Below are 21,794 nucleotides of genomic sequence, written 5' to 3' on the forward strand. Positions count from 1 at the left end.
GTCTTACGTCCGTAAAGTGGTCGATACCATCAGCGCATTCCACGCATCTACGATATCCGAGCGGAAAAAGACAGCGGCAATGGTGGCCGCGCCGAAAAGCAGAAGAAGCAGCAGGGTGACGGCAAAGCCGGCGCGAACCTGGCGCCAGAAGCCGAGGCGCCGCTTCATCGATTTCTCGATGTCGCGCACCTCCCGCAGCGCCTGGCTGTTGACGGCGGCGAGCCGGATCTCCGGCTCCATCGCCTCCACATAGGTTTCGGCATAAGTTGCAAGGATCTGCGAGGCGCGGTCGCGTAGCGTATTGCGCAGGTCGGTCGAGAGATAATTGCCGGAGACGGCGGCAAGCTCGGCCTCGTTGGGCGAACGGCCGGCATTGCGCTTGCGGTAGCTGAGCACGAAATCGCGCTTCTGCCGCTCGTAGAGGGCATAGGCGAGCAGGCCGATCAGATCGTCCTCGCCTTCGATATAAAATTCCAGCACGGCTTCCGTGATGTCGCCGGCGTTGATGCCGTTGGCGCGCAGCTGCGAATTCTCGTTGCCGGCAAGGAATTCATGGATCATCGGTCCAGCCTTTCTGTCAACGACTTGGCCGCATTGGAAAGCGCTCTCCGGTGAATGGCCTCATCGACACGGCGGATGATCGTTCCATCGGGAAGCCGGATGTCCGAGAAGGGCGGCAGCCCCTCTCTGGAGGGTCTCAGCATATAGAACACCTTGCCTGATTTCCGCGAAGCCGGCATCGAGCGCACTCCTGTTCCCGTGTTTCATAAAGGGAAAATAAGGCGGCGGTATTACGGGTTCCAGCGCAGGAAATTGGCGATCAGGGCGAGGCCAAGCTTCTGGCTCTTTTCCGGGTGAAACTGAGCGCCCACCATGTTGTCGCGCCCGACGAGAGCCGTCATCGGCCCACCATAATCGGCCGTCGCAATGACGTCGTCGGCATTTTCGGCGGCAAGATGGTAGGAATGCACGAAATAGGCGTGCAAGCCCTCGGAGCCCGTTGGAATGCCGTCGAACAGCGGATGTTCGCGCTTCAGGTCGAGCGTGTTCCAGCCGATCTGCGGAATTTTCAGCGCGGGATCGTCAGGCGTCATCTCGATGACATCACCGGGGATCCAGCCGAAGCCGTGCGTCACCGTCTTCTCGAGGCCGCGCGAGGACATGAGCTGCATGCCGACGCAGATGCCGAGGAACGGCCGCGCCCTCTTTTCGACAGCCTCGATCAACACCTCGGCCATGCCGGGCACGGCATCGAGGCCGCGCCGGCAATCGGCATAGGCGCCGACACCAGGAAGCACGATGCGATCGGCGGCGGCAACATTTTCCGCTTTGTCGGTGAGATCGATCTGCGCATCGATGCCCGCCTCGCGCGCGGCCCGCTCAAAAGCCTTGGTGGCCGAGCGCAGATTGCCGGAACCATAGTCGATAATTGCGACGCGCATCGTCAGCGTCCTCCATCAAAACCAAAGAGACCAAGCGATGTCGTCTGGCCATGCGGGCTGTTCGGTCGGGTCTTGTTCTCCCAGCCCGGCACGGCGGCGTCAGTATCGGCCTGGACCGCCTTGTCGGAGAAGTACACGTCTTCGGCAATGCCGATCGTATCGGCCGCAATGAGTGCGTCTTCGTTCCAGCCGCGGCCGGCGAGATTGCGAATACGGAGGTTCTGGCCCTCGAGACCGACCAGCAGGTTCACGCCCAGCGTGATTGCCGCTCCCGCCGGCCAGAAACCCGGTTGGTCCATCAGCGCACCGCCGATTGCCTGCACCAGAAAGGCCGCTGCCGCGTATAGCCACAGCCGATGGACCAGCAGCCAGACCCATGGAAACAGCAAACCGAGCCATGTGAAGCCGTCGCGGATCACCCACGTCTCGTCAAGGCGAGTGCCTGCGCTGCCGGGCGGCGTCAGAAAAATATAGCTGGATGTCATTGTCGCCGCTCCTTTGAGAGGCTCAGACGAGCGTGCCCTTGGTTGAGGGAACACGGCCCGCCTGTCTCGGATCGATCTCTGTCGCCGTGCGCAATGCGCGGGCGACGGCCTTGAAGCATGTCTCGGCAATATGGTGGTTGTTGGCGCCATAATGGTTGAGAATATGCAAGGTGATGCCGGCATTCTGGGCGAGCGCCTGGAAGAATTCGCGGACGAGTTCGGTGTCGAAAGTGCCGATCTTCGGGGCGCTGAAGGCGACGTTCCAGACGAGGAATGGCCGGCCGGAAAGATCGACCGCCGCCTTGGTCATCGTCTCGTCCATGGCAAGATCGATCGAGGCATAGCGGGTGATGCCGCGCCGGTCGCCGAGCGCCTTGGAGATCGCCTGGCCGATCGCAATGCCGGTATCCTCGACCGTATGATGGTCGTCGATATGCAGGTCGCCCTTGGCGTCGATTTCCATGTCGATGAGGGAATGCCGCGAAAGCTGGTCGAGCATATGGTCGAAGAAGCCGACGCCGGTCGAAATCTTCGACTTGCCGGTGCCGTCGAGATTGACGGAAACGGAAATCGAGGTCTCGTTGGTCTTGCGGGAAACGCTGCCCGTACGGCTTGCTGCGGTCTCGGCCATTTGGCCCTCCATCGGAATAAGGCCGTTCCTTATCAGGCGTATTGGCAAATATCCAGAAGCCGGGGAAGAGAAAAGCCGGCCCATTTGCAATCGGCTCCGGCCTGCTTACATAGGGCTCAACAAGGCCGATGTGCGGTCGAGGTAAAAGCCCGCGTCATGGGCAGACAGGTGTTTTATGACAACGATCATTACTGTTCGAAAAGGCGGCAAGGTGGTGATGGCGGGCGACGGCCAGGTGAGCCTCGGCCAGACCGTGATGAAGGGCAATGCCCGCAAGGTGCGCCGCATCGGCAAGGGCGAAGTGATCGCCGGTTTTGCAGGCGCCACCGCCGATGCCTTCACCCTGCTCGAAAGGCTTGAAAAGAAGCTGGAGCAATATCCCGGCCAGCTGATGCGCGCCGCCGTCGAGCTCGCCAAGGACTGGCGCACCGACAAATACCTGCGTAATCTCGAAGCCATGATGCTCGTCGCCGACAAGTCGATCACGCTGGCGATCACCGGCAACGGCGACGTACTGGAGCCGGAACACGGCACGACGGCGATCGGTTCGGGCGGCAATTTTGCCCTCGCGGCCGCCCTGGCACTCATGGATACCGACAAATCGGCCGAAGAGATCGCCCGCCGCGCTCTCGATATCGCGGCCGACATCTGCGTCTACACGAACCATAATGTCGTGATGGAAGTGCTGGATGCCGAAGGCTGAACCCTATGCTTTCCGGCCGCTTGCCGTGGCTGATCTGCCGCTCCTCGCCAAATGGCTGGAAAGCCGACATGTCAGGCGCTGGTGGCGCGATCCGGCCGAGGCGCTGGCTTCAATGGAAGAGCATATCGATCCGGCCTCCGTCTCTTGCTTCATCGTCACGTTGAATGGAAAGGACTTCGCCTTTATCCAGGCGGCCAATCTCGACGACGAGGACGATGAAGCGTTCGCCGGCCAGCCGAAGGGCACCTACGGCATCGACCAGTTCATCGGCATAGAGGAACTCGTTGGCAAGGGTCACGGACCGGCCTTTATGATAGGGTTCTGCGATATGCTCTTTGCAAAGGGTGCGCAGCGGATCCTCGTCGATCCGCATCCTGACAATGTTTTCGCAATCAGAGCCTACACCAAGGCGGGCTTTCAAGGACTTGGCGAAACAACGACTAATTACGGCCGGGCGCTGTTGATGGCCCTGGACCGCCAGGAGAATGATACGCAATGACCACCTTTTCCCCCCGCGAGATCGTTTCCGAACTCGACCGCTACATCATCGGCCAGCATGACGCCAAGCGCGCCGTTGCGATTGCGCTGCGCAACCGCTGGCGCCGCCAGCAGCTCGACCCGAGCCTGCGCGACGAAGTCATGCCGAAGAACATCCTGATGATCGGCCCGACCGGTGTCGGCAAGACCGAGATCTCCCGCCGCCTGGCAAAACTCGCCGGCGCGCCCTTCATCAAGGTGGAGGCGACCAAATTCACCGAGGTCGGCTATGTCGGCCGCGATGTCGAGCAGATCATCCGCGACCTGGTCGAGGTCGGCATCGGCCTGGTGCGCGAAAAGAAGCGGGCCGAGGTCCAGGCCAAAGCGCATGTGAGCGCCGAGGAGCGTGTCCTCGATGCGCTGGTCGGCACCACCGCTTCGCCCGCCACCCGCGAAAACTTCCGCAAGAAGCTGAGGGACGGCGAACTCGACGACAAGGAAATCGACATCGAAGTGGCCGATACCGGTTCCGGCATGGGCGGCTTCGAGATCCCCGGCATGCCGGGCGCCAATATCGGCGTGCTCAATCTGTCGGAAATGTTCGGCAAGGCGATGGGCGGGCGCACCAAGAAGGTCCGTACGACGGTCAAGGCCTCCTATACCGACCTGATCCGCGACGAGTCCGACAAGCTGATCGACAATGAGGTGATCCAGCGCGAGGCCGTTCGCTCCACCGAGAATGACGGTATCGTCTTCCTCGACGAAATCGACAAGATCGCCGCCCGCGACGGCGGCATGGGCGCCGGCGTTTCGCGCGAAGGCGTGCAGCGCGACCTGCTGCCGCTCGTCGAAGGCACGACCGTCTCGACCAAATACGGGCCTGTGAAGACCGACCATATCCTGTTCATCGCCTCCGGCGCCTTCCATGTCTCCAAGCCTTCGGATCTGCTGCCGGAACTGCAGGGCCGCCTGCCGATTCGTGTCGAGTTGCGTCCGCTGAACAAGGAGGATTTCCGCCGGATCCTGACCGAGACCGAGGCGAGCCTCATCCGCCAGTATCGCGCGCTGATGGAAACCGAAAGCCTGAACCTCGATTTCACCGACGACGCAATCGATGCGCTGGCCGATGTCGCGGTGCATTTGAACTCCTCCGTCGAGAATATCGGCGCGCGCCGCCTGCAGACGGTGATGGAGCGGGTTCTGGACGATATTTCCTACAACGCCCCGGATCGCGGCGGCACGGCCATCACCATCGATGCCGCCTATGTGCGCGAACATGTGGGCGATCTCGCGCAGAATACCGATCTCTCGCGCTTCATTCTGTGATCTCGGCGCACCGGTGCGCGTCTTTGCCGATGTGAATGGCGGATTGTGACGAACTCCACTCTCGACAGCGGGCCTTTTACTTTCTAGTGAAGGCCCGTTTTGTTTTCCGCTCCGGCTTTATTCGGCCAAGATTCTGGTCCAGTCAGCCGCATCGCAAGCAGGACGATGAACGGACGGGATAGCGGATCGTGCGACGCCTTTTGACAAGCCTTTTGATTGCCGCTGCCCTGGTAAATTCGGCGCCGGCCTTCGCCATGCAGACGGTGCCGGCGGGCAACCGTCACGTCGAGCAGCCCGATATTCCGGGCGCTTCCGTTCGCCGCACCAAGGGCACGAAGAGCAGCTTCGATCTGAAATACGAAAAGGTCCATGAGCTTCTGGCGACCGACCGGGAGCTGATGGCGAAAATCCGCAAGGTCTCCAGCGCTTACGGCATCAATCCCATCCATATCGTCGGCGCCATCGTCGGCGAGCACACCTATAATGTCGATGCCTATGACCGGTTGCAGGCCTATTACGTCAAGGCCGCCTCCTACGCCGGAGAAAGTTTCCGCTTCGCCTATGACGGCGAAAACGTCGATGATTTCGTGGCGCGGCCGCAATTTGCTCAGTGCAAGGGCAAGAGCGATTCCTACACGCTCTGGTCCTGCCGGGAAGATGTCTGGGAGAGCGATTTCCGCGGCAAGACGGTCGGCGGCCAGAGCTTCCCCAATAACCGCTTCAGCGCGGTCTTCTTCCAGCCCTTTTATGCCGGCCAGACTTTCGGCCTTGGCCAGGTCAATCCGCTGACGGCGCTGATGCTCTCCGATCTCGTCAGTCGCGTGTCGGGTTATCCGAAGCTGAACGAGAAGAATGCCGGCGCCGTTTACAGGGCGATCATGGACCCCGATATCTCGCTCGCCTTCGTCGCCGCTTCCATCCGCAGGTCGATCGACGACTACAAGGAGATTGCCGGCATGGATATCTCGGGCAATCCCGGCCTGACGGCGACGCTTTATAATGTCGGCAATTCGCGCCAGCGCGCCGCCGCACTCGCTGCGAAAAACCGTTCTTCCGGTGCGACCGTCTGGCCCGAAGAGAATTATTACGGCTGGCTGATCAACGACAAGCTGGACGAACTCAAGGGCCTGCTCTAGCTACAAGCCTGACGGGAAGCGTTGATCTTCCCCGAAAGGCTTTTCCGATGGACATGCGTCCTGATCCCTTCGTTCCGCCGGCACCGCTGCCGCGCACCGTGCCGCCGAGCCGGCTTGAGATCATCCGCATCATCCTGCGCAATCCGCTCGAACTCTGGGGCGAGCCGTCCTACACGCTGCCCTGGATCAGGACGAGCTTCTTCGGTCAACACACCCTGATCGTCAACGATCCCGGCCTGATCAAGCATGTGCTGGTCGACAATGCAGCGAACTATCGCATGTCTGACATTCGCCAGCTGGTGCTGCGGCCGATCCTGCGGGATGGCCTGTTGACGGCGGAAGGTCAGGTCTGGAAGCGATCGCGAAAGGCGGTCGCACCCGTCTTCACGCCGCGCCATGCCAAAGGTTTCGCCGGCCAGATGCTGCGACAATCCGAAGAATACGTCCGCAAATACGAAGGCGCCGGTCCGGCTGGTCAGGTCTTCGACATCGCCGCCGACATGACCGATCTCACCTTTGCGATTCTTGCCGAAACGCTTTTCTCCGGCGAAATCGTCTCCTCCAGCGGCCATTTTGCCGACGACGTCAACGAACTTCTCCACCGCATGGGCCGCGTCGATCCGATGGACCTGTTGCGCGCGCCCTCCTGGGTGCCGCGGCTCACCCGCATCGGCGGCCGGAGAGTGCTGGAGAAATTCAGGGCGATCGTGCGCGATACCATGGACATGCGGCTTGCGAAGATGAAGGCTGACCGCGCCACAGCGCCGGACGATTTTCTGACGCTGCTTCTCGAGCAGGCCGGTCCCGACGGCCTGACCAAGGAGGAAATAGAGGACAATATCCTGACCTTCATCGGCGCCGGCCACGAGACGACCGCGCGGGCGCTGGCCTGGACGCTCTATTGCGTCACAAACAGCCCGCATATTCGCGAAGCAATGGAAGCGGAGATCGACACTGTTCTGGCAACCGACGCCGAGCCGGTCGAATGGCTGGATCTCATGCCGGTGACGCGGGCAGCGTTCGAGGAGGCGCTCAGGCTTTATCCGCCCGCACCCTCGATCAATCGCGCCGCGATCGCCGATGACGTCTGGACCAATGCGAAGGGCGAAAAGGTCGAAATCCCGGCCGACATCACCGTGCTCATCATGCCCTGGACGCTGCATCGTCACGAACTCTATTGGGACAGGCCGCGCGCCTATATGCCGGAACGCTTTTTTCCTGAAAATCGCGGCAGCATCGGCCGTTTCCAATTCCTGCCGTTCGGCGCCGGCCCGCGCGTCTGCATCGGCGCGACTTTCGCGTTGCAGGAGGCGGTGATCGCGCTTGCCGTCATGATGCACCGCTTTCGCTTCGACCAGACGGAAGCGACCGACCCCTGGCCGGTGCAGAAGCTGACGACGCAGCCGCAGAACGGACTGCCGATGCGCGTGACGCCGCGCATAATTTCCCGTGCGGCATAAATCTTTCGAATTATTGCGGAATTGACTGTGAATGAAAGCCGGGCAAAGTGGCAGCATTCAAAGTCGTTGCCAGGGAGAATATCGCATGAGCCGCGTTGATAAGAACGGTCTTGCCGTCGAAGCCGTCCTTCATGATTTCCTCGTCCAGGAAGTTCTGCCCGGTCTGGCGATCGATACGGACAAGTTCTTTGCCGATTTTTCGGCGATTGTCCATGATCTCGCCCCCAGGAATCGGGCGCTGTTGACGAAGCGCGATGAACTGCAGCTCAAGATCGACGACTGGTATCGCCAGCACGGCGCTCCGACCGATATGGATGATTACCAGTCCTTCCTGCGCGCAATCGGTTATCTCCTGCCCGAGGGGTCGGATTTCCAGGTTTCGACCCAGAATGTCGATCCCGAGATCGCCTCGATCGCCGGTCCGCAGCTCGTCGTTCCCGTCATGAACGCGCGTTATGCCCTCAACGCCGCCAATGCCCGCTGGGGTTCGCTCTATGATGCGCTCTACGGCACGGACGCCATTCCCGAAAGCGACGGCGCCGAAAAGGGCAGGGGATATAACCCGAAGCGCGGCGAGAAGGTCATCGCCTGGGTGCGCGATTTCCTCGATGCATCAGTGCCGCTGCAGGACAGCCACTGGAAGGATGTCGCAAGCTTCGCCGTTAGGGATGGAGCGCTCATCATCCGGTCGACCGATGGCGAGCAGGCGGCGCTGAGGGACGGCGGGCATTTTGCCGGCTATCGCGGCGATGCCGCCACTCCCTCGCATCTTCTGCTGAAGAACAACGGCATTCACATCGAGATCGTCATCGATGCGGCAACGGCGATCGGCAAGACCGATCCGGCCCATATTTCCGATGTCTGGCTGGAATCGGCGATCACCACGATCATGGACTGCGAGGATTCGATTGCCGCCGTCGACGCCGAGGACAAGGTCGTCGTCTACCGCAACTGGCTCGGCCTGATGAAGGGCGATCTGCAGGAAGAGGTGGCAAAGGGCGGCGCGAGCTTCATCCGCAAGCTCAACCCGGATCTGGACTATACAGGTCCGGATGGGACCGCCTTCGAGCTGCATCGCCGCTCGCTGATGCTGGTGCGCAATGTCGGCCACCTGATGACCAATCCTGCCATTCTCGACCGCGATGGCAACGAAGTGCCGGAGGGCATCATGGATGCCGTCATCACCGGCCTGATCGCGCTTTACGATATCGGCCCGGCCGGCCGGAAGAAGAATTCCCGCGCCGGCTCCATGTATGTGGTCAAGCCGAAAATGCATGGACCGGAAGAAGTCGCCTTCGCCGCCGAGATCTTCTCGCGGGTCGAAGATGCGCTTGGGCTGGCGCGCAACACCATCAAGATGGGCATCATGGACGAGGAGCGCCGCACCACGGTCAATCTCAAGGAATGCATCCGCGCCGCCCGTGAGCGTGTCGTCTTCATCAATACCGGCTTCCTGGATCGCACCGGCGACGAGATCCACACCTCGATGGAAGCCGGTCCGATGATTCGCAAGGGCGATATGCGTCAGGCCGCCTGGATATCGGCCTATGAGAACTGGAATGTCGACATCGGCCTTGAGTGCGGCCTTTCCGGCCATGCGCAGATCGGCAAGGGCATGTGGGCGATGCCGGATCTGATGGCGGCGATGCTGGAGCAGAAGATCGCCCATCCCAAGGCCGGCGCCAACACCGCCTGGGTCCCATCGCCGACGGCCGCGACCCTGCATGCCACCCATTATCACCGTGTCAATGTCGCCAAGGTTCAGCAGGGACTGAAGGACCGCGCCCGCGCCAAACTATCCGACATTCTCTCGGTACCGGTCGCGGTGCGGCCGAATTGGACTCAGGAGGAAATCCAGCGCGAACTCGACAACAATGCTCAGGGTATCCTCGGCTACGTCGTGCGTTGGGTCGATCAGGGCGTCGGTTGCTCGAAGGTGCCCGACATCAACAATGTCGGCCTGATGGAGGATCGCGCCACTTTGCGCATTTCGGCCCAGCACATGGCGAACTGGCTGCATCACCAGGTGGTCAGCGAAGCTCAGATCGTCGAAACGATGAAGCGCATGGCCGCCGTCGTTGACCGGCAGAACGAGCAGGATCCGGCCTATCAGCCGATGGCCGGTAATTTTGATGGGTCGATCGCTTTCCAGGCAGCCCTCGACCTCGTGTTGAAGGGCAGGGAGCAGCCGAACGGCTATACCGAGCCGGTGCTTCACCGCCGCCGCCTCGAACTCAAGGCGAAGCAGGCCGGTTGAGCGCATGGTCGAGAATAAGAAAGGCCGCCGGAACGACAGTCCGGCGGCCTTTTTTATACCGAATTCGGCCTCTACCTTACTGGATGACGATGACCTTGGATGTGCCCTTGCCGGGACGAACGCGGCCGTAGAGGTCGATGACGTCCTGGTTCATCAGTCGAATGCAGCCCGAGGAAGCGGCAGTGCCGATCGAAGCCCATTCCGGCGTGCCGTGCAGGCGGAACAGCGTGTCCTTGCCGTCCTCGTTGAAGAGATACATGGCGCGCGCGCCGAGTGGATTGGTGAGGCCGGGTCCCATGCCGTCTTCGACATATTTGGCGACATCAGGGCGGCGTTCAGCCATTTCCTTCGGCGGGTGCCAGGTCGGCCATTCCTGCTTCCAGGCGACGTAGGCGGTGCCGGCCCATGCAAAGCCCTGCTTGCCGACGCCGATGCCGTAACGCATCGCCTTGCCATTGGCGAGGATGTAATAGAGGAAGCGCTCGCGCGTGTTGACGATGATCGTGCCCGGACGCTCGGTGGTCTGGTAGCTGACGACCTGGCGGCGGAACTGCGGCTTGACCCTGTCGATCGGGATCGCCGGCAGCGAGTATCCGGCATCCTTCGTCAAGCCATAGGCGTCATTGAAGATTTGCGCCGTCTGGACTGTCGGGCCCGCGCCCTTGTCGTCGACGGAGGCGCTGTCTGAGGTCGTGGAGCAACCGGCCAGAGCGAGCGTCGCCAGCAGGCCAAATACAGGGAATGCATTGCGGAAGCGCATAGATGACTCTTGAAGTTTTGCGGCAGGGAGAACGGTCTTTCGACCATCGTTGATTATGGTTTATTTTCGATTAACTTGCGCTTTGCAAGGCTGCTGCGGCGCGGCGAAATGGTCCGCCGCGCAAATTAAAAGCGCATGGTTTTTTTGCAACAACCTGCCCAGCCCCACGATGGTTATCCATGACGATTTTGAGCGTTTACAATAACAATCCGTTAATCGATGGCCGGCAATCGGACAGGGCCATGATGGTGCGAAGGGGCACGCAGATATTGCTGCATGAAATGCGCCACGCGGTGCTGCCCGAACTGCCGCTGGCGAGCGGGCGTCGCGCCGATCTGATCACGCTTTCGGAAAAGGGCGAGGTCTGGATCATCGAGATCAAGACGTCGATCGAAGATTTCCGGGTCGATCGCAAATGGCCAGAATACAGGCTGCATTGCGACCGCCTGTTCTTTGCCACGCACCAGGACGTACCGCTCGACATCTTTCCCGAGGAATGCGGGCTCTTCCTCTCGGATGGCTATGGCGCCCATATGATTCGCGAGGCGCCGGAACATCGTATGGCGCCCGCCACCCGCAAATCCGTCACACTCAATTTCTCGCGTGCCGCCGCCCAAAGGCTGATGATGGCCGAATGGGCGAACGGAAAACCCTTCACCGTCGACGACGTCTAACGGCGTAGGATTCCGCCCTCCTGCAAACGATCCGACGATATGCGAGAGAATAAAGTTCTAAAGCGCAAGGCGCGAACCGGAAGGATCGCGGCGCGCCTCATTGGAAACGGCAGCATATGCGCGCGTAACACGCGTCAGGCGTTCTGAATTGGGCCAATACCCATGGCCAGGCTGATCTGATGCCGTGATGCGCCCCGGTCCGCTAAGGACGATTTCCGGCTCCGAGAGATCCGTCTGATAAAGCCGATCGCTTGGGAAGATGTCGCAGGGATATTTGACGTTGGGCAGCGTCGACAGCGCGAGCGCCGGTCCTTGCCCGACAGCGGATTCGAGCATGCCGCCGATCCAGCACGGAACGTCGCGGGCAGCACAGAGGTCATGAATGGCGATTGCATTGGTCAGGCCGCCCACCCGGCCCGGCTTGATGTTGATCCAGCCGCAGGCGCCGATGTCGATCGCCTTTCGCGCCCGGTCGACCGATGTGATGCTCTCGTCCAGGCAGATCGGCGTGTTCAATTCGGCCTGGAGACGCGCGTGGTCTATGAGGTCGTCATAGGCAAGCGGCTGCTCGATCATCGCGAGGCCGAATCGGTCGAGTTCGCGAAACATGGCGATATCATCAAGAGTGAACGCGCTGTTGCAATCGACATGCAGAACCGCATCGGGGAAGGCTTCGCGCACGCGGGCGACCATTTCGAGCCCCCATCCACGGCGGAATTTCAGTTTCGTCCTCTGGAAACCGTCCTCCTGCGCCTTGCCGACCGCCGATACGAGTTCGTCGAGATCATCCATCACCGCTATATCGGCGCCGACGATCGCGTCCGGTCCCTTTCCGCCGATCATCTTCCAGAGCGGCTCGCCGGCAAGCTTCGCGGCAAGATCCCACCAGGCGGTATCGAGGCCGGCCTTCGCGAAATGATTGCCCTTCAGCGGCGCCAGTTCCCGCTGCAGAACTTCCGCCCTGTCGATGCGCTTGCCGATCAGTGCCGGCGCCATGACGTCGCGCAGCAGCGCAAAAGCGCCTGAAGCCCATTCCGGCGAAAACTGCGGCAGGCGATAAGGTGCGGTCTCGCCCCAGCCCTCTTCGCCCTCTCCCCTCAACCGAACCAGGATCGAGTCGATGGCGGTCTCCTCGCCAAAGGCCGTCCGCCATGGCGCCTTGAGCGGCATTGCAACGTGAAAAAGCTCAATTTCATCAATCAGCATCGCATTTCCTTCTGCTCCGGCACCGATGCCGGAGCGACATCAATTGCTGGGGTCGATCTCTTCCATCAGCGCGAAGAGATCTTCGATGCGGCTCAGCCTCTCGCGCCCTCCTTCGCCGGCCGCGGCGACGACTTCGGTGCAGAGGTAATTGGCGAGGCTGATCACCGCGACATAGGAATCGAACAGCGACATGCCCCGCACCTGGCAGGGAAAGGTCCACGTCGCAAACTTCGGCGTGGTGACCGCCACGCGATCGGTGAAAAAGGCGATGGGCACGCCGAGATCGCGAACGATCTTCATCGCGCGCCCCAGCGCCGGCGTTCGGCGTCGCAGCCCGACCGCAATCATCAGATCGTCAGGCGTAGCGCCGGCCAGCTCCTCCATCAGCGTCTGCCCGGCAGCCGGCACAAGCGTGACGTCGGAGCGGACCTGGATCAGCTGCCGGCGGATGTAGGCGGCGAAGAAGTAGCTGTTGCGAAAGCCGAGGACCCAGACGCGCCGAGCCGTGAGGCAACGGCGAACGACCTCGCCGAGATCATCGGGACTCACGGCCTCGAAGGTCTGGCGCAGATTGGCGATATCGCGCTCGAGATGCTGCTGCAGACGGGTGCGATCGGGCGCGGGTCCGAGCAGGCCGGTATTGAGATAAACCGGCTCTCCGGCCTCCTGCGCCTCCCGCACCTCGCGCTGCATCTCGCGATAATCCTGATAGCCGAGGCGTTTGACGAAACGGGTAACGGCCGCTTTCGAGACGCGGCCGCGCTCGGAGAGCTCCGTCGCTGAATAAACCAGGAGGTCGCCGGGAAATTCCAGGATCAGATCGGCGAGCGCGCGCTCGCTGCCCGGAAGATCGTCGTACTGGCTCTGGATGCGTTTTTCGAGCATGCGCGGCTTGCGCGTCGCTTCTGTCATGAAGGCCTCATTTCGTGGTCGGATTAAAACACTAGTATCGATCTGTTGACAATCTGAAATTTTTGTATCGTAATTGCCAGCAGGGAACGACGCCGAAAAATATGGGCGCGCCAAAGGGGAACTGGGATGAATGGCAGAGCCGCGGCACTGCACATGCCGTCGCATCGTGAGTGCGACCCGCTTTCGTATAAGCCCATGACCGTCCAGTCGCGGAAGGAAGATTCGTCTTGCCTGCCTTGGCCGCTCGTTGCCGAACTGCAGACATGCCCAGCACGTCGAATTTGCACGCCTGCCACAGACGAAAACGCCAAACTGGAAAGGAACAAACAATGCATAAGAGGCACTTCATCGCTATCCTTGCCGCCGTGGGAGGCGCCGCCCTCAGCCTGGCCCTCCCCGTTTCCGCAGCCCGCGCCGACACGCTCTCGGACATTACGTCCAGCAAGACGGTCCGCATAGCGGTCCCGCAGGATTTCCCGCCGTTCGGTTCTGTCGGCACCGACATGAAGCCTCGCGGCTATGATATCGACATGGCGACGCTCATCGCGGAGAAACTCGGCGCCAAGCTCGAGATGGTGCCGGTAACATCCGCAAACCGCGTACCATATCTGCAGACGAAAAAGGTCGATCTGGTAATCTCGAGCCTCGGCAAGAACCCGGAACGCGCCGCGGTGATCGACTTCTCCGATGCCTACGCGCCCTATTTCAACGGCGTCTTCGCTCCAGACGACGTGGCGATCAAATCGCTTGACGATCTGTCCGGAAAGGTCGTTGCCGTGACCCGCGGATCGATCGAGGATCTGGAGCTCACGAAGGTCGCGCCTGCCGATGCGACCATCAAGCGCTACGAGGACAACAATGGCACGATCTCGGCCTTCCTGTCGGGGCAGGTCGTGGCAGTGGTGACCGGCAACGTCGTGGCAGCCGCAATTCTTGACAAGAATCCGCCCCGCAAACCCGAACTGAAGTTCCTGATCAAGAACTCGCCCTGCTATGTCGGCATGAACAAGAACGAGCCGGAACTGATGGCCAAGGTCAACGAGATCATCGCCGCGTCCAAGAAGGACGGCACGTTGGACGGCATCTCGATGAAGTGGCTTCACCAGCCGCTCGACAAGAGCCTCTGACCCGTAAACAGCCGGGCCGGTCTTGCGATTGGCCCGGGAGCCTGGCGAGGCCCATCGATGACCTATACCTTCGAATTCAGCTGGCTGGCAGTCTATTATCCGGAGATCCTGAGCGGCATTGCGATCACCGTCGAGCTGATTGCTGTCGCGGCCTCCGTCGGGATCGCGGTCGGCATCTCATGTGCTTGGGTGCGCGCGCTGGGGCCTGCCTGGCTGAAGCCGCCGGTGACGGCCTATGTGGAGCTCATCCGCAACACACCCTTTCTCATCCAGCTCTTCTTCGTTTATTTCGGCCTGCCGCAGCTTGGCCTGCGCCTGAGTGAGATCGAGGCCGCCAATCTGGCGATGATCGTGAACCTCGGCGCCTACAGCTGCGAAATCATCCGCGCCGGCATCCAGGCCACGCCGAGGGGCCAGTTCGAAGCTGGCGCGAGCCTGGCCATGACGCCTTTCCAGACTTTCCGTCATGTCGTCGTCGTCCCTGCTCTGCAGCGGATCTGGCCGGCGCTTTCCTCGCAAGTGGTCATCGTCATGCTGGGCTCGGCCGTCGTCTCGCAGGTTGCAGCGCAGGATTTGAGCTTCGCCACGAATTTCATTCAGTCCCGCACCTTCCGCTCTTTCGAGGCCTATTTCTTTTCCACCCTCGTTTATCTGGTTCTTGCGATCCTGCTGCGCTGGATGCTCGCCCGGATCGGAGCAATGATCTTTCCACGGAGGGCCGTGCGGTGAGTGAATTCACCACTTGGGACATCGTCCGAAATCTCCTGCTTGCGACACGCTGGACCGTGCTGCTGTCCCTGACGGCGTTCATCGGCGGCGGGATGCTCGGGGCAATTCTGCTTTTCATGCGGATCGGCAAGCACCGGGCTGTCGGCCTCTTCGTAAAATACTACACGGAGCTTTTCCAAGGCACGCCGCTGCTGATGCAATTGTTTCTCGCCTTCTTCGGCCTCGGACTGTTCGGCATCGACGTGCCGGCCTGGACGGCCGCCGGGGTTGCGCTGATGCTGTGGTCGGCTGCCTTCCTCGTCGAGATATGGCGCGGCTGCGTCGAATCCATTGCCCGCGGCCAATGGGAAGCGTCGGCCAGCCTCGGCATGGGCTATATCCAGCAGATGCGGCACGTGATCCTGCCGCAGGCGCTTCGGGTCGCTGTGCCGCCGACGGTCGGGTTTCTGGTGCAGGTCATCAAGGGCACGGCGGTGACCTCCATCATCGGCTTCATCGAATTGTCGAAAGCCGGCACGGAGGTCACCAACGCGACCTTCGAGCCTTTCAAAGTCTACGGCATTGTCGCGCTCATCTATTTTGTCTTGTGCTGGCCGCTCTCGAAAAGCAGCCAGATCCTGGAGAGGAAGCTGAATGTCGCTCATCGAAATCACTGAGGTCCGCAAGAGTTTCGGCGACAACGAAGTTCTCAAGGGCATCGACATCGACGTCGAGCCCGGCGAGGTGATCGCGATCATCGGCAAGAGCGGTTCCGGCAAATCGACGCTGCTGCGTTGCATAAACGGGCTGGAAAATATTGATTCGGGCTCGATCTCGGTCGACGGCGCCCAGCTTCTGCCCGACGACCTGCATTTGAAGGCGCTTCGGCTGAAGGTCGGCATGATCTTCCAGCAGTTCAATCTGTTCCCGCATCTGACCGCAGGGGCCAATGTCATGCTCGCGCAGACGGTGGTGAAGAAGGCGCCGAAAGGCGATGCGGAACGGATCGCTCGGGAAATGCTTGCCCGGGTCGGGCTAGCCGAGAAGTTCGATGCCTATCCGGACGAGCTTTCCGGCGGCCAGCAGCAGCGCGTGGCGATCGCGCGGGCGCTCGCCATGCAGCCGATCGCGCTTCTTTGCGACGAGATAACCTCGGCGCTCGATCCGGAGCTTGTTGCCGAGGTGCTTGCCGTCGTCCGCACGCTTGCCGCCGATGGCATGACGCTGATCATGGTGACCCATGAGATGAATTTTGCCCGGGACGTCTGCAATCGTGTGGTCTTCATGCACCAAGGCCGCGTCCACGAGATAGGGCCGCCCCGGAAGATTTTTTCCGAACCGGCGACCCCGGAACTCCAACAGTTTCTGGGTGTCAAGGCTTCGGCATAGGACGATCGGAGCTGGACGCCGAATGCCGCGGCGCCGTTTGCTATTTCGGCGCCCGTTTGGCGAGAATACGCTGCAGCGTGCGACGGTGCATGTTGAGCCGGCGCGCCGTTTCCGAGACATTGCGCTCGCACATTTCATAGACCCGCTGAATGTGTTCCCAGCGCACACGGTCGGCCGACATCGGATTTTCGGGAAGTTCGGCCTTTTCGCCCGGCCGCTGCGTCAGCGCCGAAAAGACGTCGTCGGCATCTGCGGGTTTTGCCAGGTAGTCGACGGCTCCGAGTTTCACGGCCGTCACCGCCGTCGCGATATTGCCGTAGCCGGTGAGCACGATGATTCGCGTGTCGTCGCGCCGCTGGCGGATCGCTTCGATGACGTCGAGCCCATTGCCGTCGCCGAGCCGGAGGTCGACCACTGCATATTTCGGCGGCCTGCCTTTCGATTTCGCAACGCCTTCCGCCACGGACTCAGCCGTTTCCACCTGAAAGCCGCGCGTCTCCATCGCCCGTGCGAGACGGCGCAGGAACGGCCCGTCGTCGTCGACGATCAGCAAGCTGGCGTCGGGCCCGATATGGTCTTCATCCGACGCGGCCAAATTTCCATGATTCTGTTCTGTCATCGTCTCAGGTCCCGGCGCTTGAACGCCCGATCTCGGTCAACCGTTTTTCATTCTACTTATGCCGATAAAGTCATTTTGTCGAATTTGCGTCGAGCAGCATTCGCGGCCATTCGATGCGGATGCGCGCGCCGGCTCTCTCCGGCTCGCGGTTCTCGAAAATCAGCGATGCGCCGGAGCGCTCCAGCAGCGTCTTGGCGATGAAAAGTCCGAGCCCGAGGCCCCCGGCCGTATCTTCCTTCTGCCGCCTGGTCACATAGGGCTCGCCGATCCGGGTCAGGATGTCGGGTGAATAACCGTTGCCGTCGTCCTCGATGACGATCAGCACCTTGTCGTGATCGTGCTCGACGGTGATCGTCACTTTCTCCCTGGCATAGTCGACGGCATTCTCGATGAGGTTGCCGAGCCCGTACATGATCCCGGCATTGCGATCGGTGACCGGCTCGCTCTTGCGCGGGCTTTTTTCGATCAGCTCGAGCGCGATGCCGAATTCCCGGTGCGGCGCAACGATCTCCTCGATCATCGAGGACAGCGGCAGCCGGCGCATATGCGCCTCGTCTTCCGAAGACAGCGTCGTCAGCCGCCGCAGAATGTCACGGCAGCGTTCGCTCTGGCTGCGCAGCAGCATGACGTCCTCGCGGAACCGATCGTCGTCCTTCAGTTCCCGCTCCATTTCCTTGGCAACGACGCTGATCGTCGCAAGCGGCGTGCCGAGCTCGTGGGCGGCGGCCGCCGCCAGCCCGTCGAGCTGCGAAAGGTGTTTTTCCCGCTGCAGTACGAGTTCGGTCGCGGCCAGCGCATCGGCAAGCTGGCTCGCTTCCATCGAGACCCGGTAGGCATAGAAAGCGGCAAACGCCATCGTCGAGGCGATCGAGCACCAGACGCCGAACTGCATGACATTGTGCACGTTGATCTCGGTCCCGTCGAACCACGGCAGCGGAAAGGGCGAAAAGGCAAGCACCGTGATGCAGACCATCGCAATGCCGATCAGCGCGGTGCTGTAGCGGATCGGCTGCGAGGCAAAGGAGATGATGACAGGCACGCAGACGAGGGCTGCGAAGGGATTGGCAAGACCGCCGGTGATGAAGAGCAGCGCGCAGAGCTGCAAGAGATCGAAGCCGAGCAGCGCAAAGGCGGCCGGCGGTTCCAGCCGATGCGTCGGTGGGTAGCGGATCGTCAGATAGAAATTCACCCAGGCAAGAGCGGCAATCAGCGAAGAGCTGGCGATCAGCGGCAAGGGAAATTTCAGCCAGAAGGCGACGATGAAAACCGTCAGCGCCTGCCCGCCGACAGCAAGCCAGCGCAGCCGCACCAGCGTCTGCAGGCGCAGCCTGCGGCTGCTGTGCCGATCCTCCATCGTATGGCTTTCTGCCTTGTCGATCATTCCGAGGGGCTCCTTGGGTCGCCCTCATGTACCACGCGGCTTTGCCCGTGTCGTCGGCAATGCCTCTTCCGGCCGCTCCGGCCAGGGATGGCGTGGGTAGCGCCCGCGCATCTCGGCCCGCACGTCCTTCCATGAGCCGGCCCAGAAGCCCGGCAGGTCGCGTGTCGTCTGGATCGGCCGGTGCGCCGGCGACGTCAGTTCGAGCAGCAGCGGCAGTCGGCCTCCGGCAATCGCCGGGTGCTGCTTGAGCCCGAACAGCTCCTGCACCCGGATCGTCAGCACCGGCTCCTCGCCCTCGTATTGAATCGGATGTCGTTGGCCGGTCGGCGCCTCGAAATGCGTCGGGGCGAGCCGGCTAAGATCACGCTGCAACTCGTGCGGAACCAGCGACATCAGCCCGTTGGATAGCCCGCCCGCCGATATGTCCGAGAGGCCGCGGGCGTCGCTCTGAAACGGCGCGAACCATTCGTCCAGTCTGGAAAGCAGCGCGGCGTCGCCGACATCCGGCCAGGGATCGCCGATCGTCCTGTGAAGGAAGCCGATCCGCTCGCGAAGCTGAATGGCTTCCTTCGAGAAGGCAAGCTGGTCGAGCCCGAGTTCGCGCACGCCTTCCATCAGCGCCTGGGTCACGGCTGCTCCGGAAGGGCGCGGCAGGGGCGTCTCGTCGAAGATGATCGCGCCGAGCCGGGTGGCGCGCCGCGCCCGTATCTGCCGGCTCTGCCGATCGAAGAATATTTGGTCGTCGGTTCTGATCTCGCCGGGCAGCTCGGCATCGATATCGCCGCGCGTCACCTCGGCGGCCGCCAGAACCCGCGCCTGCGCCGCCCGGCCGGTGAGATCGGCGATGACAAGCATCCGGCTGCCGGCGAGCCTCTCGGTTTCCGGCAGTTCCGCTCCCCGCCCGTTGGCCATCACGAATCGTCCGCGGCCGCCGCGCTGAAGCGCTATTCTGTCAGGGAAGGCGTGCAGCAGCAGCTGCCCCGCCAGCGCCGGCGCCGCTGCCTCAACCCTGTCGAGCCCGTTCGCCAGCCGCCCTGCCAGCCGCCGCGAGGCCTCCGCCCTTTCGCCGCGCTCGGCCTTGAAGCGCCGCAGCCGCTCCTCGATATCGAGGCTCGTTCCGCCGAGCCCCTGTTCGGTCAGCAGCACGGCGATTAATGCCGCATCCCGGGCATGCCCCGATTCGCCCGCCGACACGACCATCGCGGCAAGGCGTGGCGGCAGGGCGAGATCGCGCATGACCTTGCCGCGCGCGGTCAGCATTCCGTCCTTGTCGAGCGCGCCGAGCTGACCAAGCAGCGTCCGTGCTTCCTTCAGCGTCGTTTCCGGCGGCTGATCGACAAAGGCGAGCGATGCCGGGTCCTGAACGCCCCAGTGCGCGAGATCGAGCACCAGCCCGGAAAGATCGCTCGAAAGGATCTGCGGCGGCGTGAAGGCCGGCAGCGCCGCCGTTTGTCCCTGGTGCCACAGCCTGACGGCGATGCCCGGTTCCGTTCGCCCGGCGCGGCCCGCTCGCTGATCGGCCGAAGCCCGCGACACGCGCACCGTCTCGAGACGGGTGATTCCGGTCGATGCCTCGAACACCGGCAGACGCTGCAACCCGCTGTCGATGACGATCCTCACGCCGTCGATGGTGATCGAGGTTTCGGCAATCGATGTCGCAAGCACGATCTTGCGCTGACCGGCGGCGGCGGGCCGGATCGCGGCGTCCTGCTCCTTCTGGCCGAGATTGCCGTAAAGCGGCGCAATCAGCGTTTCGGGGCCGAATCGTCCCTGCAGCCGCTCTGCGGTCCGCGTGATTTCCGCCTGGCCGGGCAGGAAAGCAAGGATCGAACCGGTTTCGCTGGCATGCGCGTCGACAATCGTCCGCGTCACGGCATCTTCGATGCGTTCGCCGCCCGGCCGGTCCTGATAACGGATATCGATGGGAAAGCTGCGTCCCAGGCTTTCGATGACAGGCGGATCTTCCAGCAGGGCGGCCACACGTTCGATGTCGAGCGTCGCCGACATCACCAGGATGCGCAGATCCTCGCGCAGGGCCGATTGAACGTCGAGCGCCAGCGCCAGCCCGAAATCGGCATCGAGCGAACGCTCGTGGAATTCGTCGAAGATCACGGTCGAGACGCCGGAGAGTTCAGGATCATCAAGGACCATCCGGGCAAAAACCCCTTCCGTCACCACCTCGATCCGTGTCGTCGCCGAGATCCTGTTGTCGAGGCGCATGCGGTAGCCAACCGTGCCGCCGACCTGTTGACCGATCAGCGACGCCATCCGGCTTGCAGCCGCCCGCGCCGCCAGCCGCCGCGGTTCCAGCAGGATGATCCTGCCGTCGCCGCGCCAGGCTTGCTCGAGCAGGTAAAGCGGCACCAAGGTCGTTTTGCCGGCGCCAGGCGGCGCCGAAAGAATCGCGCGCTTCTGCTCGGCCAACGCCGCACCGATAGCCGGAAGGACATGTGAAACCGGAAGTTCCGGCAATGAAGGACTGATCGTCACTTGCGGCCCGTCACCGTTTCATAGGCAAGAATCGCGCCGGCGAGATCTTCCAGCGCAGCGCCGACGGATTTGAACAGCGTGATTTCGGTCTCATCGCTTCGCCCGCCATCGGCGCCACTGACAAGTTCCGCAAGCTCTGCTTTTATGTCGCTTTCCCTCAGCACGCCGCTTTTCAACGGCTGGACGATATCGCCCGCCTCACTGATGGCGCCGGCACGGGTATCGACATAGACGCTGGCGCGGCGGATCGCCTGGCGCACCGGCATGACGCAGTCGCTGCCGAACATGTCGGCGATCGCCAGTTCCGGCCAGGGCAAGGCCGCGCGCGTCTGTTCTTCATCGAGGACAAGCATTCTCCGCTCCGCTGGATCATCATCGCTGCCAAATTAGCGAGCGTGCCGCGCCATAGGCAAGCGCCCTGGAATTTCGCGTCAGGCTTCCCATATAGGATCTTATCTCCCTTGCCGAAGTCCTTCCCGGAGGATTCGGCAAAAACGAATCTCAAAACCGCCCCATCGGGCGGCAGATTTGCTCGTTTTCGAAAACAAGAGATAAAAGCCCTTCATTTTCAACCTGTTACAAAAATGTCAAAAAACTTTTGGTATGGCTGT

22 protein-coding genes and 1 pseudogene are annotated in these 21,794 nt (G+C 61.8%); 11 read left to right on the plus strand and 12 right to left on the minus strand.

What is annotated here, in order from left to right:
- Positions 1 to 3: 3 nt before the first annotated feature.
- Genes CO655_RS02040 through hisB form a run of 5 tightly spaced genes read right to left on the minus strand, consistent with a single transcriptional unit; the run spans position 4 to position 2,558 of the window.
- Entirely contained in the window at positions 4 to 561 is a 558-nt protein-coding gene (locus tag CO655_RS02040) for a hypothetical protein (RefSeq protein WP_097663618.1), read from the minus strand.
- On the minus strand, positions 558 to 740 hold the full coding sequence (locus CO655_RS02045) for a hypothetical protein (protein ID WP_010033265.1): 183 nt from the start codon (positions 738 to 740) through the stop codon (positions 558 to 560). Before CO655_RS02045 ends, CO655_RS02040 begins: the two co-directional genes overlap by 4 nt.
- 51 nt (positions 741 to 791) lie before the next feature.
- Positions 792 to 1,442, minus strand: a complete 651-nt coding sequence (gene hisH, locus CO655_RS02050) for an imidazole glycerol phosphate synthase subunit HisH (protein ID WP_097663619.1) — start codon at positions 1,440 to 1,442, stop codon at positions 792 to 794.
- Positions 1,443 to 1,444: 2 nt separating this feature from the next.
- The gene (locus tag CO655_RS02055) at positions 1,445 to 1,927 is read right to left on the minus strand and encodes a DUF2628 domain-containing protein (protein ID WP_097663620.1); all 483 of its coding nucleotides are present in this window, start codon (positions 1,925 to 1,927) and stop codon (positions 1,445 to 1,447) included.
- Between the two features lie 22 nt (positions 1,928 to 1,949).
- A complete protein-coding gene (gene hisB / locus CO655_RS02060; protein ID WP_010033258.1) occupies positions 1,950 to 2,558 on the minus strand; it encodes an imidazoleglycerol-phosphate dehydratase HisB in 609 nt (202 codons plus the stop codon).
- Positions 2,559 to 2,733: 175 nt separating this feature from the next.
- Here hisB and hslV point away from each other — a divergent pair, with 175 nt between their 5' ends.
- From hslV to CO655_RS02090, 6 genes are all read left to right on the plus strand, one after another.
- Positions 2,734 to 3,261, plus strand: a complete 528-nt coding sequence (gene hslV, locus CO655_RS02065) for an ATP-dependent protease subunit HslV (protein WP_097605760.1) — start codon at positions 2,734 to 2,736, stop codon at positions 3,259 to 3,261.
- A complete protein-coding gene (locus CO655_RS02070; RefSeq protein WP_097663621.1) occupies positions 3,248 to 3,760 on the plus strand; it encodes a GNAT family N-acetyltransferase in 513 nt (170 codons plus the stop codon). The genes hslV and CO655_RS02070 overlap by 14 nt, the downstream gene beginning before the upstream one ends.
- The gene (gene hslU, locus CO655_RS02075) at positions 3,757 to 5,064 is read left to right on the plus strand and encodes an ATP-dependent protease ATPase subunit HslU (RefSeq protein WP_097605758.1); all 1,308 of its coding nucleotides are present in this window, start codon (positions 3,757 to 3,759) and stop codon (positions 5,062 to 5,064) included. Before CO655_RS02070 ends, hslU begins: the two co-directional genes overlap by 4 nt.
- 188 nt (positions 5,065 to 5,252) lie before the next feature.
- Positions 5,253 to 6,200: a DUF1402 family protein gene (locus CO655_RS02080; RefSeq protein ID WP_097605757.1), complete on the plus strand. Its 948-nt coding sequence runs from the start codon at positions 5,253 to 5,255 to the stop codon at positions 6,198 to 6,200.
- Positions 6,201 to 6,247: 47 nt separating this feature from the next.
- The gene (locus CO655_RS02085) at positions 6,248 to 7,660 is read left to right on the plus strand and encodes a cytochrome P450 (protein WP_097605756.1); all 1,413 of its coding nucleotides are present in this window, start codon (positions 6,248 to 6,250) and stop codon (positions 7,658 to 7,660) included.
- 85 nt (positions 7,661 to 7,745) lie between these two features.
- Positions 7,746 to 9,917, plus strand: a complete 2,172-nt coding sequence (locus CO655_RS02090) for a malate synthase G (RefSeq protein WP_097663622.1) — start codon at positions 7,746 to 7,748, stop codon at positions 9,915 to 9,917.
- A gap of 76 nt (positions 9,918 to 9,993) precedes the next feature.
- Here the strand turns inward: CO655_RS02090 and CO655_RS02095 are convergent, their stop codons facing one another.
- The gene (locus CO655_RS02095) at positions 9,994 to 10,677 is read right to left on the minus strand and encodes a L,D-transpeptidase (protein ID WP_097663623.1); all 684 of its coding nucleotides are present in this window, start codon (positions 10,675 to 10,677) and stop codon (positions 9,994 to 9,996) included.
- A gap of 179 nt (positions 10,678 to 10,856) precedes the next feature.
- Between CO655_RS02095 and CO655_RS02100 the strand changes: the two genes are divergently transcribed.
- Positions 10,857 to 11,351, plus strand: coding sequence for an MmcB family DNA repair protein (locus tag CO655_RS02100; RefSeq protein WP_010029986.1), 495 nt, complete (start codon positions 10,857 to 10,859; stop codon positions 11,349 to 11,351).
- A 57-nt stretch (positions 11,352 to 11,408) separates the two neighbouring features.
- Here CO655_RS02100 and menC read toward each other — a convergent pair whose 3' ends face one another.
- Together menC and CO655_RS02110 are read right to left on the minus strand one after the other, a co-directional pair.
- Positions 11,409 to 12,557: an o-succinylbenzoate synthase gene (menC, locus tag CO655_RS02105; protein ID WP_097663624.1), complete on the minus strand. Its 1,149-nt coding sequence runs from the start codon at positions 12,555 to 12,557 to the stop codon at positions 11,409 to 11,411.
- Between the two features lie 39 nt (positions 12,558 to 12,596).
- Positions 12,597 to 13,469, minus strand: coding sequence for a MurR/RpiR family transcriptional regulator (locus tag CO655_RS02110; RefSeq protein ID WP_176539203.1), 873 nt, complete (start codon positions 13,467 to 13,469; stop codon positions 12,597 to 12,599).
- 329 nt (positions 13,470 to 13,798) lie between these two features.
- On the opposite strand from CO655_RS02110, the gene CO655_RS02115 reads away from it, so the two are divergent.
- From CO655_RS02115 to CO655_RS02130, 4 genes are read left to right on the plus strand one after another with little or no spacing between them, the layout of a single operon-like run.
- Positions 13,799 to 14,596, plus strand: coding sequence for a transporter substrate-binding domain-containing protein (locus tag CO655_RS02115; protein WP_097663626.1), 798 nt, complete (start codon positions 13,799 to 13,801; stop codon positions 14,594 to 14,596).
- A 57-nt stretch (positions 14,597 to 14,653) separates the two neighbouring features.
- Entirely contained in the window at positions 14,654 to 15,325 is a 672-nt protein-coding gene (locus CO655_RS02120; RefSeq protein WP_097605750.1) for an amino acid ABC transporter permease, read from the plus strand.
- On the plus strand, positions 15,322 to 15,981 hold the full coding sequence (locus CO655_RS02125) for an amino acid ABC transporter permease (protein WP_097605749.1): 660 nt from the start codon (positions 15,322 to 15,324) through the stop codon (positions 15,979 to 15,981). Before CO655_RS02120 ends, CO655_RS02125 begins: the two co-directional genes overlap by 4 nt.
- Entirely contained in the window at positions 15,959 to 16,693 is a 735-nt protein-coding gene (locus tag CO655_RS02130) for an amino acid ABC transporter ATP-binding protein (RefSeq protein WP_097663627.1), read from the plus strand. The genes CO655_RS02125 and CO655_RS02130 overlap by 23 nt, the downstream gene beginning before the upstream one ends.
- A 40-nt stretch (positions 16,694 to 16,733) precedes the next feature.
- Here CO655_RS02130 and CO655_RS02135 read toward each other — a convergent pair whose 3' ends face one another.
- From CO655_RS02135 to CO655_RS02150, 4 genes and pseudogenes are all read right to left on the minus strand, one after another.
- Positions 16,734 to 17,312, minus strand: a complete 579-nt coding sequence (locus CO655_RS02135; protein WP_097584093.1) for an ActR/PrrA/RegA family redox response regulator transcription factor — start codon at positions 17,310 to 17,312, stop codon at positions 16,734 to 16,736.
- Positions 17,313 to 17,382: 70 nt separating this feature from the next.
- Positions 17,383 to 18,693, minus strand: a complete 1,311-nt coding sequence (locus CO655_RS02140) for an ActS/PrrB/RegB family redox-sensitive histidine kinase (RefSeq protein ID WP_097605747.1) — start codon at positions 18,691 to 18,693, stop codon at positions 17,383 to 17,385.
- Between the two features lie 24 nt (positions 18,694 to 18,717).
- Positions 18,718 to 21,183 carry an ATP-dependent helicase HrpB gene (gene hrpB, locus CO655_RS02145; RefSeq protein ID WP_097663628.1) on the minus strand — a complete coding sequence of 822 codons (2,466 nt, stop codon included), beginning with the start codon at positions 21,181 to 21,183 and terminating at the stop codon, positions 18,718 to 18,720.
- Positions 21,180 to 21,437, minus strand: a pseudogene (locus CO655_RS02150) (ornithine cyclodeaminase family protein); the annotation flags it as partial. The pseudogene CO655_RS02150 and the gene hrpB, both read right to left, overlap by 4 nt.
- Positions 21,438 to 21,794: the final 357 nt, after the last annotated feature.

The sequence above is a fragment of the Rhizobium sp. M1 genome (assembly GCF_002531805.1).
Classification (GTDB): Bacteria; Pseudomonadota; Alphaproteobacteria; order Rhizobiales; family Rhizobiaceae; genus Rhizobium; species Rhizobium etli_C.

Bases quoted from the DNA above. Each gene is read 5' to 3' on its own strand.
- CO655_RS02095 (WP_097663623.1), bottom strand. From the start codon at position 10,677: ATGCGCTTCCGCAATGCATTCCCTGTATTTGGCCTGCTGGCGACGCTC.
- CO655_RS02115 (WP_097663626.1), top strand. From the start codon at position 13,799: ATGCATAAGAGGCACTTCATCGCTATCCTTGCCGCCGTGGGAGGCGCC.
- CO655_RS02055 (WP_097663620.1), bottom strand. From the start codon at position 1,927: ATGACATCCAGCTATATTTTTCTGACGCCGCCCGGCAGCGCAGGCACT.
- hisB (WP_010033258.1), bottom strand. From the start codon at position 2,558: ATGGCCGAGACCGCAGCAAGCCGTACGGGCAGCGTTTCCCGCAAGACC.
- hslV (WP_097605760.1), top strand. From the start codon at position 2,734: ATGACAACGATCATTACTGTTCGAAAAGGCGGCAAGGTGGTGATGGCG.
- CO655_RS02045 (WP_010033265.1), bottom strand. From the start codon at position 740: ATGCCGGCTTCGCGGAAATCAGGCAAGGTGTTCTATATGCTGAGACCC.
- CO655_RS02100 (WP_010029986.1), top strand. From the start codon at position 10,857: ATGACGATTTTGAGCGTTTACAATAACAATCCGTTAATCGATGGCCGG.
- CO655_RS02120 (WP_097605750.1), top strand. From the start codon at position 14,654: ATGACCTATACCTTCGAATTCAGCTGGCTGGCAGTCTATTATCCGGAG.
- CO655_RS02085 (WP_097605756.1), top strand. From the start codon at position 6,248: ATGGACATGCGTCCTGATCCCTTCGTTCCGCCGGCACCGCTGCCGCGC.
- CO655_RS02130 (WP_097663627.1), top strand. From the start codon at position 15,959: ATGTCGCTCATCGAAATCACTGAGGTCCGCAAGAGTTTCGGCGACAAC.
- CO655_RS02140 (WP_097605747.1), bottom strand. From the start codon at position 18,693: ATGATCGACAAGGCAGAAAGCCATACGATGGAGGATCGGCACAGCAGC.
- hslU (WP_097605758.1), top strand. From the start codon at position 3,757: ATGACCACCTTTTCCCCCCGCGAGATCGTTTCCGAACTCGACCGCTAC.
- CO655_RS02040 (WP_097663618.1), bottom strand. From the start codon at position 561: ATGATCCATGAATTCCTTGCCGGCAACGAGAATTCGCAGCTGCGCGCC.
- menC (WP_097663624.1), bottom strand. From the start codon at position 12,557: ATGCTGATTGATGAAATTGAGCTTTTTCACGTTGCAATGCCGCTCAAG.
- CO655_RS02110 (WP_176539203.1), bottom strand. From the start codon at position 13,469: ATGACAGAAGCGACGCGCAAGCCGCGCATGCTCGAAAAACGCATCCAG.
- CO655_RS02090 (WP_097663622.1), top strand. From the start codon at position 7,746: ATGAGCCGCGTTGATAAGAACGGTCTTGCCGTCGAAGCCGTCCTTCAT.
- CO655_RS02135 (WP_097584093.1), bottom strand. From the start codon at position 17,312: ATGACAGAACAGAATCATGGAAATTTGGCCGCGTCGGATGAAGACCAT.
- CO655_RS02070 (WP_097663621.1), top strand. From the start codon at position 3,248: ATGCCGAAGGCTGAACCCTATGCTTTCCGGCCGCTTGCCGTGGCTGAT.
- hisH (WP_097663619.1), bottom strand. From the start codon at position 1,442: ATGCGCGTCGCAATTATCGACTATGGTTCCGGCAATCTGCGCTCGGCC.